Consider the following 19,245-nt stretch of genomic DNA (forward strand, 5'->3'; position numbering starts at 1 on the left):
CTCAATTTTAGCTGGCGATTGGCTAGCTGGGTTACACACTTAATAGGCCGTAGGCTTAACTTAAATGCTTTTTGAGCTTAGCTTCATTGGCCAACAAACTTTTGTACAGGGTAAACTGGTTAGCGGCACGCTCTAGGTTGTGGTTCTCATGATGAATATTAAAATATACGTCACCATTAAGATGGTCAGTTAAAAAACGTACCCCAATCATCAAGCAGATGATTTTGGCACCAAGCCATAAGCTTTTACGCTCGGCTTCGGTGAGCACGCTACTGAGCTCACTTAAATAACCTTGGCAAATCGCAGCAAAGATGTTTTCTCTTACTTGTACGTTGCTAAGGTTGGTCGAGTCCTCTTCTTCAGGCGAGCAAAAAGTACGAACCATGTCGCCAAAGTCATACATTAGATGGCCTTTCATGCAGGTATCTAAATCGATTATCGCCATACTCGACATATCACGCTTATCAAATAGCATGTTATTGATCTTGGTGTCGTTATGGCAAATACGCTTAGGGAGTTGAGACTCAATGTCGCTTAACTCTTTTAACAAGCCTTGCTGCGTCAATGCAAAATCAACCCACTGTTGACAGTCTGCTAAACGCTGCTTGCTGTTATGAGCAACCGCTTGTTCGAGCTGGGTAATTCGGCCAGGAAGATGGTGAAACTGCGGGATAACATCGTCAATCTGCTCAGCATCAAAATCACTTAAGGCTTGAGAGAAGTGGCCAAATGCTTTGGCTGCCGCTTGGGCTTGTTGCTCATCACCCACCACATCGATGCTGTGGCTGTTAGGTAAATAGTTAATTGCTCGCCAAAAACCGTTATCAGCAAGGTCGACTGCAAGTTGATGATCTTGAGTCATTAGCGGAGACACTACCTTTAGATGGTATTCAGCACATTGGCGCTTCTGTCGTAGATGTTGGGCAATTTTTTGCGCATTATTCACCAATGCATTAGGAGTTTTAAACACCTCAGTGTTGATACGCTGCAGCACCATTTCTGCATGTTCGCCACGGACTAGGTAAGTATCATTAATATGTCCATTCCCTAGCGGTGACACTTTGGCGTCAATTTCAATGCCAAAATGCGGCAAAACCTGCTGCTTTATAAAATCACTCACCCAACAACTCCATTAATTTTTGTTTTACCTCAGTCACATCCTGAGGATAGGTCACACCCAACCATTTCTCGGTTGCAGTGCGCACCTTTATCGGTAACACGCTTGGTGTTTGTTTTGACACATCCAAAGCTGTCTGTACCACTGAAGGCAAATAGCATTCAGCGGTTGCATGGCTTGGATTATCAGACAAAAATGCCAGTAAAGACTGCTCTAGCACGCTAAAAATATTGTCACTAAAGCCCCAGCATGTCATTGATACTAAGGCATCTGTTGCTAATTGTCGCTGCCGACCTTGATATTCACCGCTACAAGTCTCTGACGCCAAATCAGCCCGAATGTTCAACCATTCTTGCACGCTAACTAGCTGGCCGTCATCAACCTGACAAATACCACGATTCACTCCGCCGTGTTCAGACAAGGTATGACTTAATTGATAAGCCACCATCTGCCATTGCTCAGGCGATGCAGCAAAACCCTGTGCGAGTAGCTCAAATGCCTGTTGACCATAATAATCATCAGCATTAATTACCGCCATCGCTCCAGTAACGTGTTTACGGGCACACCAGAGTGCGTGAGCGGTGCCCCAAGGCTTAGTGCGATGATCAACATGATTAATAATCGTTTGCCAACCATTGGGTAAGTCGTCCATCACTTGGTAGCAAAAGCTCAGCTCAATGTTTTCGCCAACAAAGGGCGCCAAACTTTTTGCCAGCGTCGACTCTAATTCTGGGCGGATAATTAGCACCACTTTATTAAAGCCAGCTTCAATGGCGTCGCGAATTGACAAAGCCATTAAGGTTTCGCCATTCGGGCCAAGCTCTGCGAGCTGTTTATCGCCACCAAAGCGGCTGCCCATGCCCGCAGCCATAATGACCAAAGTTAACGGATTTTGTTTTTGCATATACTCTTGCGCCATGTCGCAAACAGCTATTGGCAAACAGCTATTAGCATACAACTATTCGTATACAACTATTCGCATACAACTAAGGGGGATTGCCTCAGTCTTTTATACTGGGACCTGCGGCCTATCATCGGGTAGCAGTGCTATACTGCTACACCATTACAGCCTCAACAAACAAGCCCCGAAGTCTAATTACTTAACCGCGCAAATGCTAGGGGCTATTAACCTTTCGAAGCTAAATTTTGTTCGTAATAAGCGCTTTCATCGCCGCAAGAGTTTTGCCACGGCCTCGATAACATCTCTCAACAAACAGAAAAGCGCTTTTTCCGTCCCCACAGGACAGCGTTTGTAATTACTTACAAGTAATCGATAAATCCTGCGCTTTTTGCTAATGCAGCTTGGCTACCTTTAAGGCTAAATTGATAGCCACACAATTTTAAATTACCACGCATAGCGATATCGGTAATAATCGCCTCCGTATCAAGTGGCGAGAAACGGGCTCGGGTGGCACTACTCGGTAGCAACTCAACACGTATTGGGCGATAACTTGCACCATTATTAAACTCCATCACCTGACAGGTCTTATCACCAATGGCAGTTTCAAGCGACCATAATTGCTGTGGCTCTCCGCGCTCACCAAGCCATTCAAGTATTACCGCGTCATCAGATAATATGACGCTAAATCCATCTGGCATTTCTGCTTTAGCATCGGCTTTAAAAGCGATGGGTTGGATCGGTTCTGGCATGAGTTGCTCTGCAACAGGCTCAACAGGTTGTTTCGCCGGATTTAGCCAGCTTAATATCACCGCTAATACGATAGTAGCTGCAACACTGACCATGAGCATTTTTTGCTTAACGGCAGACAACGTGGTCCACTTATGACTAATCGCCTGCCAATTAATTTGCTCACCAACCGGCTCAGCTGAGTTCTCCTGCGCCCGATGAGTTGCCAAGTCATCAATTTCTTCGTCACTCACTTCGCTAGGTTGACCATCCAAGGTCGGCTCAACACGGCGACGTTCCGCAGACTGTTTACTAGCAGTCTGGTTACCATGAGGTCCTGCGTAACCAAATTGATCAAATGGGAGAGATTTCGCGCTGGGCAATACCAGCTGCGTCAATACCAAAACCGCAGCGCCAATGAGTGCACTAACCAGCAATAAGGTCACGCCGGCATCCAACGCCAATGCAAACCAAAATAGGGTTAACGGCAGTGCGGGTAATAGCGCAAACCACACTGGGGTTTGCACATGTTTGACGCGACGTTTGGCGCTCAAAGTCACCATGGCGATAACCGGCAAAGCAACGATTGCGGTGGCAAAGCTTGCGCCAACTAAACTGGTGATAATCAGTAACACCACATAAGCCAGTACATTGATCGCCATAAAACGATACTGGCTATCGGCACCTGTTAAACAAAATAGCGATTTAATGTGCATAAAAGACGTCACCTAAAACATGCATGGAAAAGTCGATTAAAACCGATGGAGCTGAGCCGAAGATTAATGAACTGGCAAATATTATCCTCCATCTTGGCTGTTTTTATACCATAGACTACTGAATCACCCTAGGGGCTTGCGGGCATTGACCCTGTGTTTCGTCATCAACTGAGGACGAAATAAGCAGGTTAACCAGCATATTGCTGTGATGCTCCAGTCATATTTCTTTGTGACTCCTAGTCGTACTTTCCTGTGACTCTAAATTCAACGGCGATATTTTTTTTGCAGCCACTAGCTCAATAGATCGGCTAAGAGGTATAATAAGCGGCTATTATTAATTTCTAGCTTTGGACTTCGCACCATGACCTCTCGTGGCAACCTATTTATCATTTCTGCGCCAAGTGGCGCCGGAAAATCGTCGCTTCTCTCTGCTATCTTAAAAGATAAGCCCGCTGATATGCAGGTTTCAGTGTCGCACACGACACGCCAACCCCGTCAAGGTGAAAGCAATGGCGAGCACTATCACTTTGTGTCGGTCGATGAGTTTAAGTCACTTATCGAGCAAGGGGCATTTTTCGAGTGGGCCGAAGTGTTCGGTAACTACTACGGCACGTCACGCCAAACCATCGAAGCCAAGCTCGATGAAGGGGTGGATATCTTCCTCGATATCGACTGGCAAGGTGCACAGCAAGTTAAACAAATGATGCCTGAAGCCATTGGGGTATTTATTTTACCGCCATCGAAAGCAGAATTAGAGCGTCGTTTAACAGGTCGTGGACAAGATTCTGCGGAAGTGATTGCAGGCCGTATGGCGCAAGCAACCTCAGAAATTTCCCACTACAACGAGTATGATTTCATTATCGTCAATGATGATTTTGAACAAGCACAGGTAGATTTAAAGGCGATTATTCGCAGCCAACGGCTTACTGGTGCTAGCCAAATTCAGGCTCAAAATGATATGCTTAAAGATCTGTTGGCAGACTAACTGTCATAGTGTACAATTTTGCGTCATTTTTTCACCCATAAAGACTGGAGTTCCATCAGATGGCTCGCGTAACTGTAGAAGACGCCGTAGAACAAATCGGCAACCGTTTTGATATGATCTTGGTTGCAGCTCGTCGTGCTCGCCAAATCGCTGTACAGGGTAAAGACCCTATGGTTGAAGAAGAGAACGATAAGCCAACGGTTATCGCACTTCGCGAAATCGAACTAGGTTTAGTAACTGCTGACACCCTTGATGCTGATGAGCGTCAAACTGTCCGCGAACGTGAAGCAGCTGAAATTGCTGCTGTTGCTGCCATCGCTGAAGGCCGCAACACTATATAAGGAGTGCCGCCACTTTGTATCTGTTTGAAGGTCTCAGGGAGTCTGCATCAGCTTATTTAGATGCTGAGCAGGTAGAATTACTCAAGCAGGCCTATCAGGTGGCGCGTGATGCCCATGAAGGTCAGATGCGCACCAGTGGCGAGCCTTATATTACCCATCCGGTTGCGGTAGCCCGCATCCTGGCAGAGATGCGTCTCGATCACGAGACGCTGATGGCTGCCCTGCTACATGACACCATTGAAGACACCCCGGTCACCAAAGAAGACTTAGCCGAGCGCTTTAGCGAATCGATTGCTGAGCTGGTTGAAGGTGTGTCTAAACTGGACAAACTCAAGTTCAGAGACAAAAAAGAAGCCCAAGCGGAAAACTTCCGTAAAATGATGATGGCAATGACTCAAGATATTCGAGTTATTCTCATCAAGTTGGCTGACCGCACCCACAATATGCGCACCCTTGGTGCTTTGCGTCCTGATAAGCGTCGTCGTATTGCCCGTGAAACCTTAGAGATTTACGCACCGATTGCTAATCGTCTTGGTATTCACAACATCAAAACTGAACTTGAGGACTTAGGTTTTCAGGCCTATTACCCCATGCGTTATCGCGTGTTAAAAGAAGTGGTAAAAGCCGCTCGTGGTAACAGAAAAGAACTGATCCAAGGTATCGAAGCGGCGATTCATACTCGACTTGAAGATACAGGGTTAGTTGGCACGGTCAAAGGCCGTGAGAAAAACCTGTACTCGATCTACAACAAGATGTGCAGCAAAGAACTGCAATTCCAAGAAGTCATGGACATCTACGCGTTCCGCGTCATTGTTGATACCGTGGACACCTGTTATCGAGTCATGGGGGCTATGCACGGTTTATACAAACCGCGTCCTGGCCGATTCAAAGATTATATTGCTATCCCTAAAGCCAATGGCTATCAGTCATTGCATACTTCACTATTTGGTCCCCACGGTGTGCCGGTTGAGATTCAGATCCGCACCGAAGACATGGATCAAATGGCGGATAAAGGGGTAGCTGCACATTGGTTATACAAAGGTGCTGGTAGCCAAGATCAAGGCACCACCACCCAAGTTCGTGCCCGTAAATGGATGCAAAGCCTGCTCGAGCTGCAGCAAAGCGCTAGCACCTCGTTTGAGTTTGTTGAAAACTTCAAAACAGAACTGTTCCCTGAAGAAATCTACGTGTTTACGCCAGAAGGGCGCATTCTTGAATTACCCGTCGGCGCAACGCCCGTTGATTTTGCCTACGAAGTACATACCGACGTGGGTAATACCTGTGTAGGCGCGAGAGTAAACCGTCAAGCCTACCCCCTCAGCCAGCCTTTGATTTCAGGGCAAACCATTGAAATCATTACCGCCAAAGGTGCTAGACCAAATGCGGCCTGGCTTAACTTTGTGGTGACAGGTAAGGCACGTTCTAAGATTCGTCATCTACTTAAGAGCCTCAAAGAGGACGATGCAGTTGTGCTCGGTAAGCGCCTACTTAATCACGCGCTGGGTGAGAACAACATTGAAGATATCGATCCTAAACAGATTGAAAAAGTCGTCAGTGATACTAAACACAACACCTTAGATGAATTACTTGCCGACATTGGTCTAGGCAACGCCATGAGTATTGTCATCGCCCAGCGTTTACGCGGCGATCAAATTGAGCAACACGAGCACAAAGAATCCAATATGATGCCGATTCGGGGCGCCGAAGGCATGTTGGTCTCTTTCGCCAACTGCTGTCGCCCTATCCCAGGTGACGCCGTGATTGCCCACGTAAGTCCAGGTAAAGGCTTAGTGGTGCACATGGAAAGCTGCGCCAATATCCGTGGCTACCAAGGTGAACCCGATAAATATATTCCGGTGCAGTGGGATAATGCGGAAGGTGTTGAGTTCCAGGCTAACCTGCGTGTTGAGATCGTTAATCACCAAGGTGCGTTAGCAAAAATTACCTCTATTGTCGCCGCTGAAGGTTCAAACATTCATAACCTCAGTACTGAAGAGCGAGATGGGCGAGTATTCTTAATCAATTTACGAATTTCGGTCACCGACCGAATTCACTTAGCGAACGTGATGCGTCGCATTCGCGTATTACCTGAAGTTTTGCGTACATCCCGTAACCGATAAGCATTAGCAAAAGATTATAACGGAGAGTTTCATGGCTGAAAAAACCATCATCGCAACCGATAAAGCCCCACAAGCAATCGGCACTTATTCTCAAGCTGTCCGCGTTGGCGATACTGTGTATTTGTCAGGTCAAATCCCACTAAATCCACAAACAATGGAGATGGTGAGCGATGAGTTTGAAGCACAAGTTGTGCAAGTTTTTGACAACCTAACTGCGGTATGTGAAGCAGCAGGTGGGTCACTGAACGATATCGTTAAACTCAATATCTTCATGACTGATCTAAGTAACTTTGCGACAGTGAATGAAATCATGGGGCGTTACTTTAGCCAGCCATATCCTGCACGTGCCGCGATCGGCGTGAAGCAACTACCAAAAGATTCGTTAGTTGAAATGGACGGTGTATTAGAGCTGTAAGCCCTGCACTGTTAAGTATGTAAGGGCGCTTTGGCGCCCTTCGTTATTTTTACTGGTCAATATGCGTGTTGTTAACACCATTGCAAGTACTGAATTGAAATCCCTATGAGTCCCGAACGTTTACAGCGCATCAATCAGATGCTCGACAATCGCCAAACTGATCTCACCATCTGTTTAGATAAAGTCCACAAAACCAACAACATTGCTGCAGTAGTTCGCACCGCTGACGCTGTTGGTATCCATCAAATTCATGCAGTTTGGCCAGACAGTGATATGCGAGTTTCTGGCAATACCGCTTCGGGCAGCCAACAATGGGTCGGTACCAAAAAGCACTACCACATGAGTGAAGCTAAAGCCTGTTTTGATGCACAAAACATGCAAGTGTTAGTGACCAACTTCTCTGACACCGCGGTAGATTTCCGTGAAATTGATTACACGAAACCCACCGCCATTATCATGGGCAATGAGCGCGATGGTGTCAGTGATGAAGCCATTGCGATTGCCGACCAACACATCATCATCCCAATGATTGGCATGGTGCAATCCCTCAATGTCTCTGTGGCCTCGGCATTGATTATGTTTGAAGCACAACGTCAACGGGAACTGGCCGGCATGTATGGCAAACGCACCTTAGATGATGCCTACTGCCAGAAAATGTTATTTGAGCAAGGCCATCCGATCTACGCCAAAGCCTGTCGTCGCAAAGATATCCCCTACCCACGTATTGACGAACATGGGCAAATTGCCGCCGACGAAGATTGGTGGCAACGTATGCGTGCGCCCGATCCTAATGCTGAGCCAGAATAACTTACAACTGCCCTACACTCGCCCGCCATTTATAACACTATGATGACAATTAAGGATTTTGTCCTGTAAATCAATTGTCATCATTTCTTTTATTCGCCATACTCATATCTCAACACCTGTAAAAAATTACAACAAGACGATCCGCTCAGCTGAGTGAATAAAAAAAATTACAACTATGGAAGATCCGATGGAATCAGCAATCAAAACCCCTGTAGAGATGCTTGCCCAATGGGTTGATACGCAAGGCGACAGCATCTACCTTAGACAGCCAATTAATGGCCAGTACGTTGATTTTACTTGGCAAGATGTGCAGCAAAAAATGCAGCAACTTGCTGGTGCGCTTAGACACTTAGGCTTACAACCCGGCGACAAAGTCGCTGTGCTTTCGAAAAACTGTGCCGAGTGGTTTATTACTGATTTAGCATTGATGCATGGGGGCTACATCAGCGTACCCATTTATCCTACCGCCAATGCCGACACCATTAAATATGTGTTAGAGCACAGTGAGTCAAAAGCGATTATCATCGGTAAATTAGATTATTGGGCCGACCAAGAACCGGGCGTTGGCGGCGATATTCTGCGTTTAGCTATGCCCTATGACACCATGCCAGCACAATACCAATGGGATAGTCTGTTAAAGCTGGGCGCTCCCCTTGTTGATGTTGACTACCCGCAAGCTGACGACACCATGACGCTAATTTATACCTCAGGCTCTACCGGTAAGCCTAAGGGCGCGATTCAAACCTATGGTAGTTATGCATGGACCTGCCAAGCTGTCGTGCGTGACTTACAAACCAATGTTAAAGATAGACTGATCTCCTACTTGCCACTGGCTCACATTACCGAGCGAGTGGCGATTGAAGGCTCTTCGTATTATTCAGGCAGCTGCGTCGCTTTCGTTGAAAGCCTAGATAGTTTTGTTGCCGATGTGCAACGCGCAAGGCCCACGGTATTTTTCTCTGTACCTCGCCTCTGGAGCTTGTTCCAAAAGAATATTATCGACAAGATTGGTTATGCCAAACTTAACTTCTTACTTAAGGTGCCCATTGTTAGCGGCATCGTGAAAAAGAAAATTCATCAGGGTCTAGGTTTAGAGCATTGCCATCTACTCGGATCAGGCTCAGCGCCTATCCCACCATCGCTCATTGCTTGGTACAACAAGATTGGCCTGAATATCAGTGAAGCTTGGGGCATGACAGAAAACAGCGCCTACTCCATTATCAATTTCCCATTTGATGCTAACAAAATCGGCTCTGTTGGCCGCGCCGTTAAAGGTTGCGATATTAAACGCGCCGAAAACGGTGAGTTATTGGTTAAAAGCCCTGGCTTGATGAGCGGTTACTATAAGCAACCGGAAATCACCGCTGCCAGCTTTGATGAAGATGGCTTTTTCAAAACCGGCGATCTGTGTGAAATCGACCAAGATGGTTGCGTTAGCATTACTGGCCGAGTGAAAGACAACTTTAAGACGGCCAAAGGCAAATATGTGGCTCCTGTGCCTATTGAGCGTAAGTTGGCGCAAGATCCACATGTAGAACTATTGTGTGTTATTGGCTCTGGTTTACCTCACCCTATAGCACTAGTGCAACTGTCTGAAGGTGCACAGCTGCAACCTAGAGAAGAGGTGCGTGCGTCGTTAAAAGCCACATTAGATAGCATAAACCCTAATCTGGAATCCCATGAAACCATTGATGCTATTGTGGTCGTGGCCGAAACCTGGGATGTTGAAAACGATGTACTCACGCCGACATTGAAGATCAAACGCCATGTCCTAGAAAGCCGTTACAGCGAAAAAGTCGATGGTATTCGTGGCGCTAAAGTTCGCTGGGAAGAAGAACTCTAACTCCTAAATCAAAAACTTAGTGAGTTATCGACAAAAGCACGCTATTAGCGTGCTTTTTTGTGGCTAAAGGTTAAACAAAAATTAATCATTATGGCGTGAAAATTCTATTGCCTTTTTGTCATTTCGGCCTATTCTTGCGCTCCCTTAAATGAATCTTAAAACTTGGCATTATGTGGATTGCTCTATCTATTATTGGTGGCTTTATCATCCTCACTTTGGGAGCTGAAGCTTTAGTTAAAGGTGCTAGCCAAATCGCACTAAGATTAGGTATTGCACCACTTATTATTGGCCTAACGATTGTGGCTTTCGGTACTAGTGCACCAGAATTTGCTGTAAGCATTAAGGCAGCATTGGCTGGCAATGCCGATATTGCGATTGGCAACGTGTTGGGCTCTAACATTGCTAATATCGGCCTGATTTTGGCGATCACCGCGTTAATTAAGCCCATTCGAGTGAAGTCGCAAATGGTCAAGCGTGATATTCCGCTAATGATCATAGCATCTCTACTACTCACCGCACTACTGTGGGACGGAGGTTTGGGACTCATCGACGGTATTATCTTAGCGACACTATTGGTGGCTTATCTGGTGATGAGTTACCTAAAAGCGGATCCGCAAGATAGTGATGAGGTTGACGCCGAAGATAACAACTTAGCACCTTGGCAATCACTATTAATGATTGTTGTGGGTATCAGTATGCTCGTTGGTGGCGGCATTGTATTTGTGGACGGTGCGGTTGAGTTAGCAACGGTCTTGGGGATCAGCCAAGTTGTTATCGGTCTCACCGTCGTTGCCGTCGGCACCAGTATGCCAGAGTTAGCCACTTCAGTTGTGGCAGCAAGGCGCGGTAAAAGTGATATAGCCATTGGTAATGTGGTTGGCTCAAACTTATTTAATATTTTAGGTATTTTAGGTATTACCGCGATAATCGCGCCAATATCGAGCCAGTCCCTCGCCACATTGGATTTAATGGTCATGCTGATGTTAGCCGCCATCTTATTGCCATTTGCATGGACAGGTTATCGTATTGGTCGCCGTGAAGGCAGCCTATTGTTAATTTGTTATTTGGCCTATATCAGTCATTTAGTACTGAATGCTTAGGGCGTGTTGAACTTTCGCGGTTAAATTTTTTTCGAAGCAAAAGCGTTTTAATCGCTACGAGTGGCGGACGACTAGCTGTTTTCCGCCTGGCATGCTAAGCAAAATAGCGCTCAACAAAGAGTAAAACGCTTGTAGCCGACCCCTTCGGGCAGCGTTTGTGGCTCCTTTCTACTTCGTTATCGGCTTATCAAGTAGTGCACTACATATCAAAACCTCTGCCTTGTATAAAGCTCCCACAAACTACCGCAAAAATCAGCTCGAAAGCACAATACGCCCTAGAATTTAAAAATACAAATCAATCAGGGGTGACAATGCTCACCCCGATTCAGTGACAAATGTCATCGGCAATTGATGACATTTGTGCCTGCCGCTTTTTGCTCACAACTTAGATACTAGTATTGAAATCAAGGACAATATCTATCTAGGAGAGCAACATGAAAACAATCACTTTATTCGCCACATTAGCATTAAGCAGTTCACTGTATGCCGCCGACATCAGCGACATCGATAACGCCGTCAACCATATGGCCATTGATCAGCTGCAAACTATGGCAGAGCAATCCCAAGGTTATGAGCAGGCATATGCCAACTATCGCTTAGCCATTAGCGCCAATGTCATGGGTAACAATGCCACAGCACAAAAGGCTATCGATGCCGCTCAGCAAACCCTTGAAGCCTTAAGTGCTGCAAATGATGATAGTGAAGCACTGGTGTTGCTTGCAGCAACCTATGGCATGCAAATTGGGTTAAACCCCCAACAAGGCTCGAGCTATGGTGGCAAAATTTATACGGCTCTGAAAACTGCAGAAACCTTAGACCCCAATAACCCCAGACTGATACTAGTCAAAGCCATCAATGCATACACCACCCCCGCAGCCTATGGTGGTAGCAAGCAAAATAGTATCGCATTGACAAGCAAAGCTATTGAATTGTTTGCCCAACCCTGCGATAACATCTGTTGGGGTCATGCTGAAGCCTTTACTTGGCGTGGGCTAGCTAAACAGGATTTAGGCGATAATACGGGTGCGGCGGCAGATTGGAATAAGGCCATAGAAGTAGAATCAGGTTATGGGTGGGCAAACTTTTTGCTACAGCAAAACCAGTCTCTAAGCGTTAAAAACTAACCGCTCAATCTCAGCATAGTTAGGCCCGCTTGCGGGCCATATATCCCGTCAAATGGAATAGACATATGAAGCGCACAACCACACATAACGAAGATAAACTGGCATGGGTGTATTTAATCAACCTGACTTTTTATCTCATCCCACTTTTTATTACCGATAAACCTCTGTGGAAAATCGGCTTGGCATTATCGGCGCTTGTTCCCTTTGTTTTCGCCTACTTTTGGGCATATCGCAGCACTAAACAACAAGCCTATAAGCCCATTCTAGCCATGATTGCTATCGGGGTGATTGTCACGCCTATTAATACTGGCTCCTTATCACTATTTACCTTTGCTGGCTTTTTTATCGGCTTTTTTTACCCACTATCCCGAGCACTTATGTGTTTTCTCGCCATGGCAGCCATGTTGCTCACCATGAGCTACAGTCTCGAAATTAGCTACTATTTTGCCATTTATGGTACCGGACTTATTGCCGGTGTAGGGCTGTTTGGTGTGGCAGAGCGCAAGCGACTTGAAGCCAAATGCAAAGAGCAGCAAAGCCAAGATGAAATCAGCCAATTAGCCGCCATGCTTGAAAGAGAGCGAATTGCTCGTGATCTGCATGACATTATGGGCCACAGCCTTTCATCGATTTCATTAAAAGCAGAGCTGGCCGAAAAGCTACTAGCCAAGGGCAATATTGCCCAAGCACAAACCCAGCTACAAGAGCTCAATAGCATTGCAAGAGACAGCCTGTCGCAGGTGCGTGAAACTGTTTCTGGATATAAACATCAAGGGCTACAAGCTTGCGTAGCCAACTTGTGCCAAAAGCTGCGTGATAAAGGCATGTCAGTCAGTTTAGTGGGTGAGATCCCCGCACTTAGCGATGACGTTGAAACCCAGGTCATACTGTCCATTACTGAGTTATGCAACAATCTAGTTCGCCATAGCCAAGCGAGCCATTGCCAGCTTAAATTTAGCGCCAATGACAACCACTACCACATCAGTGTTGAAGACGATGGTGTTGGCGCAGACATTAGCGAAGGTAATGGTCTCAAAGGGATTCGAGAACGCCTCAATAAACTCGGCGGCTCTTTGCATTACCACAGCCAACCCAATTATCAATTTACCCTATGTTTCCCCGTACAAGGAGCCCAGTAACCATGCGGATTTTATTAGCCGAAGACCAAGCCATGGTAAGGGGCGCACTGGCAGCACTGTTAAGTCTAGAAACCGATTATCAAATAGACCAAGCCTGTGACGGTGACCAAGCGGTCGCACAGCTACAGCAGCAACAATATGATTTACTGCTTACCGACATCGAAATGCCCGGACTCACGGGGATTGAGCTGGCCCAGTGGTGCCAACAGCACGCACCAGCCACTAAAGTTGTGGTATTAACCACATTTGGTCGCGCCGGCTATATTAAGCGAGCCATTGATTTAGGCGTGGGCGGATTTTTGCTTAAAGATGCCCCTTCCGATTCCTTGATTCAGGCGATTAATCAGGTTATGCAAGGCAAACGAGTCATCGACCCTGAGCTAGCAATCAGTGCCATGGGTGAGCAAGATCCACTTAACGACAAAGAGCGCAAAGCCCTGCGCTTAGCTAGCGACGGGAAGACCACTGCAGAAATCGCGCAAACATTATTTATTGCAGAAGGCACGGTGCGTAATTACCTCTCTGAAGCCATTGCCAAACTACATGCCACCAATCGTATCGACGCCGCTCGTATCGCCAAACAAAAAGGTTGGCTATAAGGTCAGGGGGACTCGACGCAAATTTATTTGACGATTGCGTTAACTGATATCTTTGATAATATATGTATATATTTACAGTATTTTGTCATTTTGAATAACAAAATACGCCAAGTTTCAAGTGGGTATCGTTAGTGAGAAGACTCGATCTGATTGCTGTGACAGAGCTAAAAGGCGTCGCCAAAAGAATGGCTGAACGTTTGCACAAGCTCGGCATAAAAACAGTGCAAGATGTGCTTTTTCATTTACCACTTCGCTATGAAGACCGTACCCAAATATACCCGATAGCTCATCTGCATCCTGGCCAACATGGCACCATAGAAGCAGTTATTCAATCTAGCCAAATCATTCAAGGCCGCAAACGCATGCTCACCTGTACTGTCCGCGATGACACTGGGGTGATCACCTTACGCTTTTTTAATTTTTCATTAGCTCAGCGCAATGGCTTAGAAAACGGCGCCACGATTCGTGCCTATGGTGAAATTCGCCGCGGAAAACACCATGCCGAAATCATTCATCCTGAGTACAAAGTTATTTCGCAAGATACTGACCTTAATCTCAGTGAAACCTTAACGCCCATTTATCCCACCACCGAAGGGTTAAAGCAGGCCAGTTGGATTAAACTAACAGATCAAGCGCTAGCCATGCTTGACGACGGTGGATTGCTAGAGTTGCTGCCCAATAGCCTACAACCGGGTAATTTAACTTTGCAGCAATCATTGCAAATATTGCATCGTCCCCCAGCCGATGTTGCCCAGTTTGAATTGGAACAAGGCCATCACCCTGCGCAGCAACGATTGATACAAGAAGAGTTATTGGCCCATAACCTGAGTATGTTGAAACTGCGGCAAAAAGTGAATCATGATGCCGCGGTAACCATGCTAGCAAGCGGTCAATTACTTAACCCATTTTTAGCATCATTGCCGTTTAAGCCCACCAATGCTCAGCAACGCGTGGTCGCAGAAATTGGTGAAGATCTGGCTAAGTCCCATCCAATGATGCGTTTGGTCCAAGGTGATGTTGGCTCAGGAAAAACCTTAGTCGCTGCACTTGCAGCACTGCAGGCCATAGAAAGTGGCTATCAAGTGGCATTGATGGCGCCGACCGAACTGTTAGCAGAACAGCATGCCAATAACTTCAGCGCCTGGTTTGAACCATTAGGGCTAAAAGTGGGTTGGCTGGCAGGTAAACTAAAAGGCAAAGCGAGAACGCAGTCACTGGCCGACATCAAATCAGGTGATGCCCATATCGTGGTTGGCACTCATGCAATATTTCAACAGCAGGTCGAGTTTAGCAAGCTTGCGCTAATCATCATCGACGAGCAGCATCGTTTTGGTGTGCATCAACGTCTCGGATTACGAGAAAAAGGCATCAATCAAGGTTTTCATCCCCACCAATTAATTATGACGGCAACGCCAATACCTCGAACTTTAGCGATGACCGCCTATGCTGATTTAGATACCTCCATTATTGATGAGCTACCACCAGGAAGAACACCGGTGACGACAGTGGCCGTCTCCGATCTACGTCGTCAAGAAGTGATTGCACGGGTACGCGCAGCAGCACTAGAGCACGGACGCCAAGCCTATTGGGTCTGCACTTTAATTGAAGAGTCTGAAGTGCTTGAATGCCAAGCGGCCGAAGATACCGCAGAAGAACTAAAACTCAGTTTACCTGAACTCAAAATCGGCCTAGTTCACGGCCGCATGAAACCTGCCGAAAAGCAGCAGATCATGGCCGACTTTAAAGCCGGTGAGCTAGATTTATTGGTTGCAACCACAGTAATTGAAGTAGGTGTTGATGTCCCCAATGCCAGTTTAATGATCATCGAAAACCCCGAGCGTTTGGGGCTAGCTCAACTGCATCAATTACGCGGTCGAGTTGGCCGTGGCAGTGTCGATAGCCACTGCGTGCTGATGTATAAAGCGCCGCTCTCTAATATGGCCACGCAACGACTTGGGGTATTACGTCAAAGCAATGATGGCTTCGTTATTGCCCAAAAAGATTTAGAAATTCGCGGTCCAGGTGAAGTCTTAGGCACCAAGCAAACCGGTATTGCCGATATGAAAATAGCCGACTTGGTGCGCGATCAAGCCCTGATCCCCCATGTGCAGAAGTTAGCGCAGCATGTGATGGAGCAGTCACCACAAAGTGTCGATGGTTTAATCGAGCGCTGGCTAGGGCAGCGCGAACAATTTGTGCAGGCTTAATCGCTGATATTCAAACTCTATTCAGCTACGCGCCGTATAATCATTTGCAGTCATTTTACGGTACACATAAATGATAACCCGCTGGCAATGACACTATTTTTGTCATCAATGTTGATTAATTATTCTTTAATTGCGTCAGCGGCTATAGACAAGCTCTGCTAATTTTGCAGAATAACAACAGTACACTCAATGTTCAGGCACAGCCTTTCAAGGATATTCAATGCAGGTAAGTCAAGAAGATAGGATCACAGCACCAGAGCAACGTCGCGGTACCAACTCGTTGGTGATTGCCGCCGTAGTGATTTTGCTTATTATCGTTGGCGGTATCTATTTCCTGTTCAGTAGCGATGAGAAAAGCACCGAGCCGACTACGCCTACACCTGTGCAATTACCTGAAATCGTACCGGAAGAACCGCTACCTACCGTGGCACCACTCCCAGAACCTGAAGTGGTTGAGCCTGTGGTTGAAGATCCAGTACCTGTCACCTTACCAGAAGTGGTGGAGCCAGAAGTCGAGCCACTACCAGCGCTTAATGACAGTGACCCATTTGTACACCAAAAGACCGCAGAAGTGGCTGACGGTATGAAGATTGAGCCACTGCTAGTTGAAAAAGACTTGGTGAGACACTTCGTGGTATTTGTCGATAACTTAGCCCAAGGTGAGTTAGCACGTAAAGTGAGCCCGCTACAGGCCCCTAACCGCATTTTTACGGTTTCAGAAATCACCAATAAAACCTATTTGAACCCAGATAGTTATCACAGATACGACTTGTATGCTGATTTCCTTGCTGGGTTAGATCAACAGCAACTTGCTGTGGCTTACCAACAGATGACGCCATTATTAGGCGAGGCCTTTGGCGAGTTAGGCTATGGCGATATGGGCTTCGATGAGCGCATGATTGAAGCGATTGATGTGATGTTAGCTGCACCGATCATCGAGCAACCCATCGAATTAGATGGTGTTAGTGTGAACTATCAATTTATGGATCCTAAATTGGAAGCCTTGCCCAATGCGCAAAAGTTAATGATTCGTATGGGGCCTGACAACAGCCGAAAAGTGAAAACGGCACTGAGAAAGATTAAGCAGCAACTGCAGCAATAAGCCTTAAGCTACGTCTTCGAAAAAGCCCGCATCAGATGCGGGCTTTTTTATAAGCAATGAAAATATACATCTCTATACATAAAAGCTATTCAGCATAACCCCTACTTTGGTATAGAATAGCCGTCAAGGCGAAACATTTCGGTCAACTCAGCCACAATTACGCCACATACGTATCTATAGCCAGTGCTATGTTAAGGACAACCCCAGCAATATCGCTAACGCAGAGGCAAAGCAGTGCAGTTATCATTAGGCATCCAGTCTATCGGAGCTTGGTCTCCAGAGTTTCAAACTCTGCCGCAATGGCTAGATTGGCCCCACTCTCCCATTACTGACATCGATCCAGAGGCCAAACCTAAGCTGTCTCAGGTTCCTGCTATGCAACGTCGCCGCTTTAGCCGTCTCAGTAAAATGATGTTGGAAGTGGCATTTCAATGCCAGGCCCCAGCACAATGTCGCTCTGTTTTTGCTTCTCGCCATGGTGAACTGCATCGCACACTCGGGTTATTAAAGGACATCATTAAAGATGAGCCGATCTCTCCCATTGGCTTTAGCCAATCAGTGCATAATACCGCTAGCGGTTTATATACGATTTTGACTGAAAACCAAGCGCCGTCTACATCAATTGCCGCCTGCGAGCAAAGCCTACTGCAAGCACTGATTGAAGCTTACTGCCAGTTAAAACAACAGCCTGACCCCTTGTTGCTGGCCTTTGGTGATGAGCCGGTACCGGAGATTTATGCCAACTTCGTCAATGAGTCTGAATTACCGATTGCCTTAGCCATGGTACTGGTGCCTGACGGGCAAGGTGACTTAGGCCGCCTAACGCTCGACACTGAGCCGCAGTCAGAGCAAACGTTAAGCTATGGCGCAATCATTCATGCCATTGCAACAGGTCAGCGGTTAACAGGGCAGTTTCAAGGCTCTCAGTGGTGCATTAATTCATGACCGAAATGCCTGTAGCACCGACCTTACGAGGAATACGTTACATTCCTCGTTGGTTAGGTGGCGTAAGCTGTTACATCGTTTTTGGTCTTGGTGGCTTACTCAGTTCGCTAACCATTTTGCCAGTACTCAGGTTTTGGCCCGGTAGCCGCCAGCAACGAATTCGTCGCGTTAGAGCCGCTGTTAGTGCCATGTTCCGGTTTTTCGTTGCCATGCTGACATGGGCCGGTGTACTAAAACTGTATGCCAATAATGCCGCTAAGCTCAATGAGACTGACGGTCAGGTCATTATCGCTAACCACCCAACGCTCATTGATGTGGTGGTGCTCATTAGTTTAATGCCCAATGTGGGCTGTATCGTTAAGCAAGGTTTATGGCGCAATCCGTTTTTACGGGGTGTCGTTGCCAGTGCAGGTTATATCCCAAATCGCGGCGCTGAACTGTTATTACAAGATTGCCAACAGGTGCTCGATACTGGCACCAATTTAATTATCTTTCCCGAGGGAACACGCACCCTAAAAGATAATGTGATCAACCCTTTTGCCCGAGGTGCAGCAAACATTGCCCTTAGGACAAAAACCGATATTACCCCTGTGGTGCTCAGAACCAATGCCATAGGGCTAACTAAGCAACAGGCTTGGTATCAAATCCCTCGACAAACCATAGGTATGCGGGTAGAGGTAGGAACAAGATTTGCGCATCACGGTTATGATGCGGATAATCAAGGGCAAGCTAAAGCGGCGCGGACACTGACCCGTGACCTTGAACACTATTATAGACAACAACTAGATAAGAACTTATGAGCTTACATAACGAAATTAAACAGCTGATCATCGACTGCCTAGATCTAGAAGATATTAGTATTGATGATATTGCCACCGACGACGCTTTGTTCGGTGAAGGCTTAGGTCTGGACTCCATTGACGCACTAGAATTAGGACTGGCTATCAAAAAGCAATTCGATGTCAAAATTGAAGCAAACTCTGAAGCAACCAAAGCACACTTTTACAGTGTCGCAAGCTTAGCCAGCTTTATTGAGTCTCAGCGCGCTTAGGAGGGAA

Annotated in this window: 18 protein-coding genes; 15 read left to right on the forward strand and 3 right to left on the reverse strand. The window is 46.5% G+C overall.

Annotated features, from left to right (window positions below):
- Positions 1–55: 55 nt before the first annotated feature.
- From ACHUFW_RS08975 to ACHUFW_RS08985, 3 genes are all read right to left on the reverse strand, one after another.
- Entirely contained in the window at positions 56–1,120 is a 1,065-nt protein-coding gene (locus tag ACHUFW_RS08975; protein WP_394202353.1) for a phosphotransferase enzyme family protein, read from the reverse strand.
- Positions 1,113–2,021: an NTP transferase domain-containing protein gene (locus tag ACHUFW_RS08980; protein ID WP_394202354.1), complete on the reverse strand. Its 909-nt coding sequence runs from the start codon at positions 2,019–2,021 to the stop codon at positions 1,113–1,115. The genes ACHUFW_RS08975 and ACHUFW_RS08980 overlap by 8 nt, the downstream gene beginning before the upstream one ends.
- Before the next feature lie 356 nt (positions 2,022–2,377).
- The gene (locus tag ACHUFW_RS08985) at positions 2,378–3,460 is read right to left on the reverse strand and encodes a hypothetical protein (RefSeq protein WP_394202356.1); all 1,083 of its coding nucleotides are present in this window, start codon (positions 3,458–3,460) and stop codon (positions 2,378–2,380) included.
- A gap of 361 nt (positions 3,461–3,821) precedes the next feature.
- Between ACHUFW_RS08985 and gmk the strand changes: the two genes are divergently transcribed.
- From gmk to ACHUFW_RS09060, 15 genes are all read left to right on the forward strand, one after another.
- On the forward strand, positions 3,822–4,445 hold the full coding sequence (gene gmk / locus ACHUFW_RS08990) for a guanylate kinase (protein ID WP_394202358.1): 624 nt from the start codon (positions 3,822–3,824) through the stop codon (positions 4,443–4,445).
- 59 nt (positions 4,446–4,504) lie between these two features.
- Complete coding sequence (rpoZ, locus tag ACHUFW_RS08995; RefSeq protein WP_028773472.1) at positions 4,505–4,786, forward strand: DNA-directed RNA polymerase subunit omega; 282 nt, start codon at positions 4,505–4,507, stop codon at positions 4,784–4,786.
- Between the two features lie 14 nt (positions 4,787–4,800).
- Positions 4,801–6,906: a bifunctional GTP diphosphokinase/guanosine-3',5'-bis pyrophosphate 3'-pyrophosphohydrolase gene (spoT, locus tag ACHUFW_RS09000; RefSeq protein WP_394202360.1), complete on the forward strand. Its 2,106-nt coding sequence runs from the start codon at positions 4,801–4,803 to the stop codon at positions 6,904–6,906.
- Between the two features lie 31 nt (positions 6,907–6,937).
- A complete protein-coding gene (locus ACHUFW_RS09005) occupies positions 6,938–7,321 on the forward strand; it encodes a RidA family protein (RefSeq protein WP_028773470.1) in 384 nt (127 codons plus the stop codon).
- Positions 7,322–7,426: 105 nt separating this feature from the next.
- Positions 7,427–8,128 carry a tRNA (guanosine(18)-2'-O)-methyltransferase TrmH gene (trmH, locus tag ACHUFW_RS09010; protein ID WP_394202361.1) on the forward strand — a complete coding sequence of 234 codons (702 nt, stop codon included), beginning with the start codon at positions 7,427–7,429 and terminating at the stop codon, positions 8,126–8,128.
- Between the two features lie 187 nt (positions 8,129–8,315).
- The gene (locus ACHUFW_RS09015; RefSeq protein ID WP_394202363.1) at positions 8,316–9,971 is read left to right on the forward strand and encodes an AMP-binding protein; all 1,656 of its coding nucleotides are present in this window, start codon (positions 8,316–8,318) and stop codon (positions 9,969–9,971) included.
- Between the two features lie 170 nt (positions 9,972–10,141).
- Positions 10,142–11,071: a calcium/sodium antiporter gene (locus ACHUFW_RS09020; protein ID WP_394202365.1), complete on the forward strand. Its 930-nt coding sequence runs from the start codon at positions 10,142–10,144 to the stop codon at positions 11,069–11,071.
- A 434-nt stretch (positions 11,072–11,505) separates the two neighbouring features.
- Positions 11,506–12,195 carry a tetratricopeptide repeat protein gene (locus tag ACHUFW_RS09025; protein ID WP_394202367.1) on the forward strand — a complete coding sequence of 230 codons (690 nt, stop codon included), beginning with the start codon at positions 11,506–11,508 and terminating at the stop codon, positions 12,193–12,195.
- A gap of 65 nt (positions 12,196–12,260) precedes the next feature.
- A complete protein-coding gene (locus ACHUFW_RS09030; RefSeq protein WP_394202369.1) occupies positions 12,261–13,334 on the forward strand; it encodes a sensor histidine kinase in 1,074 nt (357 codons plus the stop codon).
- Between the two features lie 2 nt (positions 13,335–13,336).
- Positions 13,337–13,933: a response regulator transcription factor gene (locus ACHUFW_RS09035; RefSeq protein ID WP_394202371.1), complete on the forward strand. Its 597-nt coding sequence runs from the start codon at positions 13,337–13,339 to the stop codon at positions 13,931–13,933.
- A gap of 131 nt (positions 13,934–14,064) precedes the next feature.
- Complete coding sequence (gene recG, locus ACHUFW_RS09040; protein WP_394202373.1) at positions 14,065–16,140, forward strand: ATP-dependent DNA helicase RecG; 2,076 nt, start codon at positions 14,065–14,067, stop codon at positions 16,138–16,140.
- Positions 16,141–16,360: 220 nt separating this feature from the next.
- Positions 16,361–17,242: a DUF3014 domain-containing protein gene (locus ACHUFW_RS09045; protein ID WP_394202375.1), complete on the forward strand. Its 882-nt coding sequence runs from the start codon at positions 16,361–16,363 to the stop codon at positions 17,240–17,242.
- Between the two features lie 234 nt (positions 17,243–17,476).
- The gene (locus ACHUFW_RS09050; RefSeq protein ID WP_394202377.1) at positions 17,477–18,187 is read left to right on the forward strand and encodes a beta-ketoacyl synthase chain length factor; all 711 of its coding nucleotides are present in this window, start codon (positions 17,477–17,479) and stop codon (positions 18,185–18,187) included.
- A complete protein-coding gene (locus ACHUFW_RS09055) occupies positions 18,184–18,987 on the forward strand; it encodes a lysophospholipid acyltransferase family protein (protein WP_394202379.1) in 804 nt (267 codons plus the stop codon). The genes ACHUFW_RS09050 and ACHUFW_RS09055 overlap by 4 nt, the downstream gene beginning before the upstream one ends.
- Positions 18,984–19,238, forward strand: coding sequence for a phosphopantetheine-binding protein (locus tag ACHUFW_RS09060; RefSeq protein WP_394202380.1), 255 nt, complete (start codon positions 18,984–18,986; stop codon positions 19,236–19,238). Before ACHUFW_RS09055 ends, ACHUFW_RS09060 begins: the two co-directional genes overlap by 4 nt.
- Positions 19,239–19,245: the final 7 nt, after the last annotated feature.

This window comes from Shewanella waksmanii (genome assembly GCF_043643685.1).
In the GTDB taxonomy this organism is placed as follows: Bacteria; Pseudomonadota; Gammaproteobacteria; order Enterobacterales; family Shewanellaceae; genus Shewanella; species Shewanella waksmanii_A.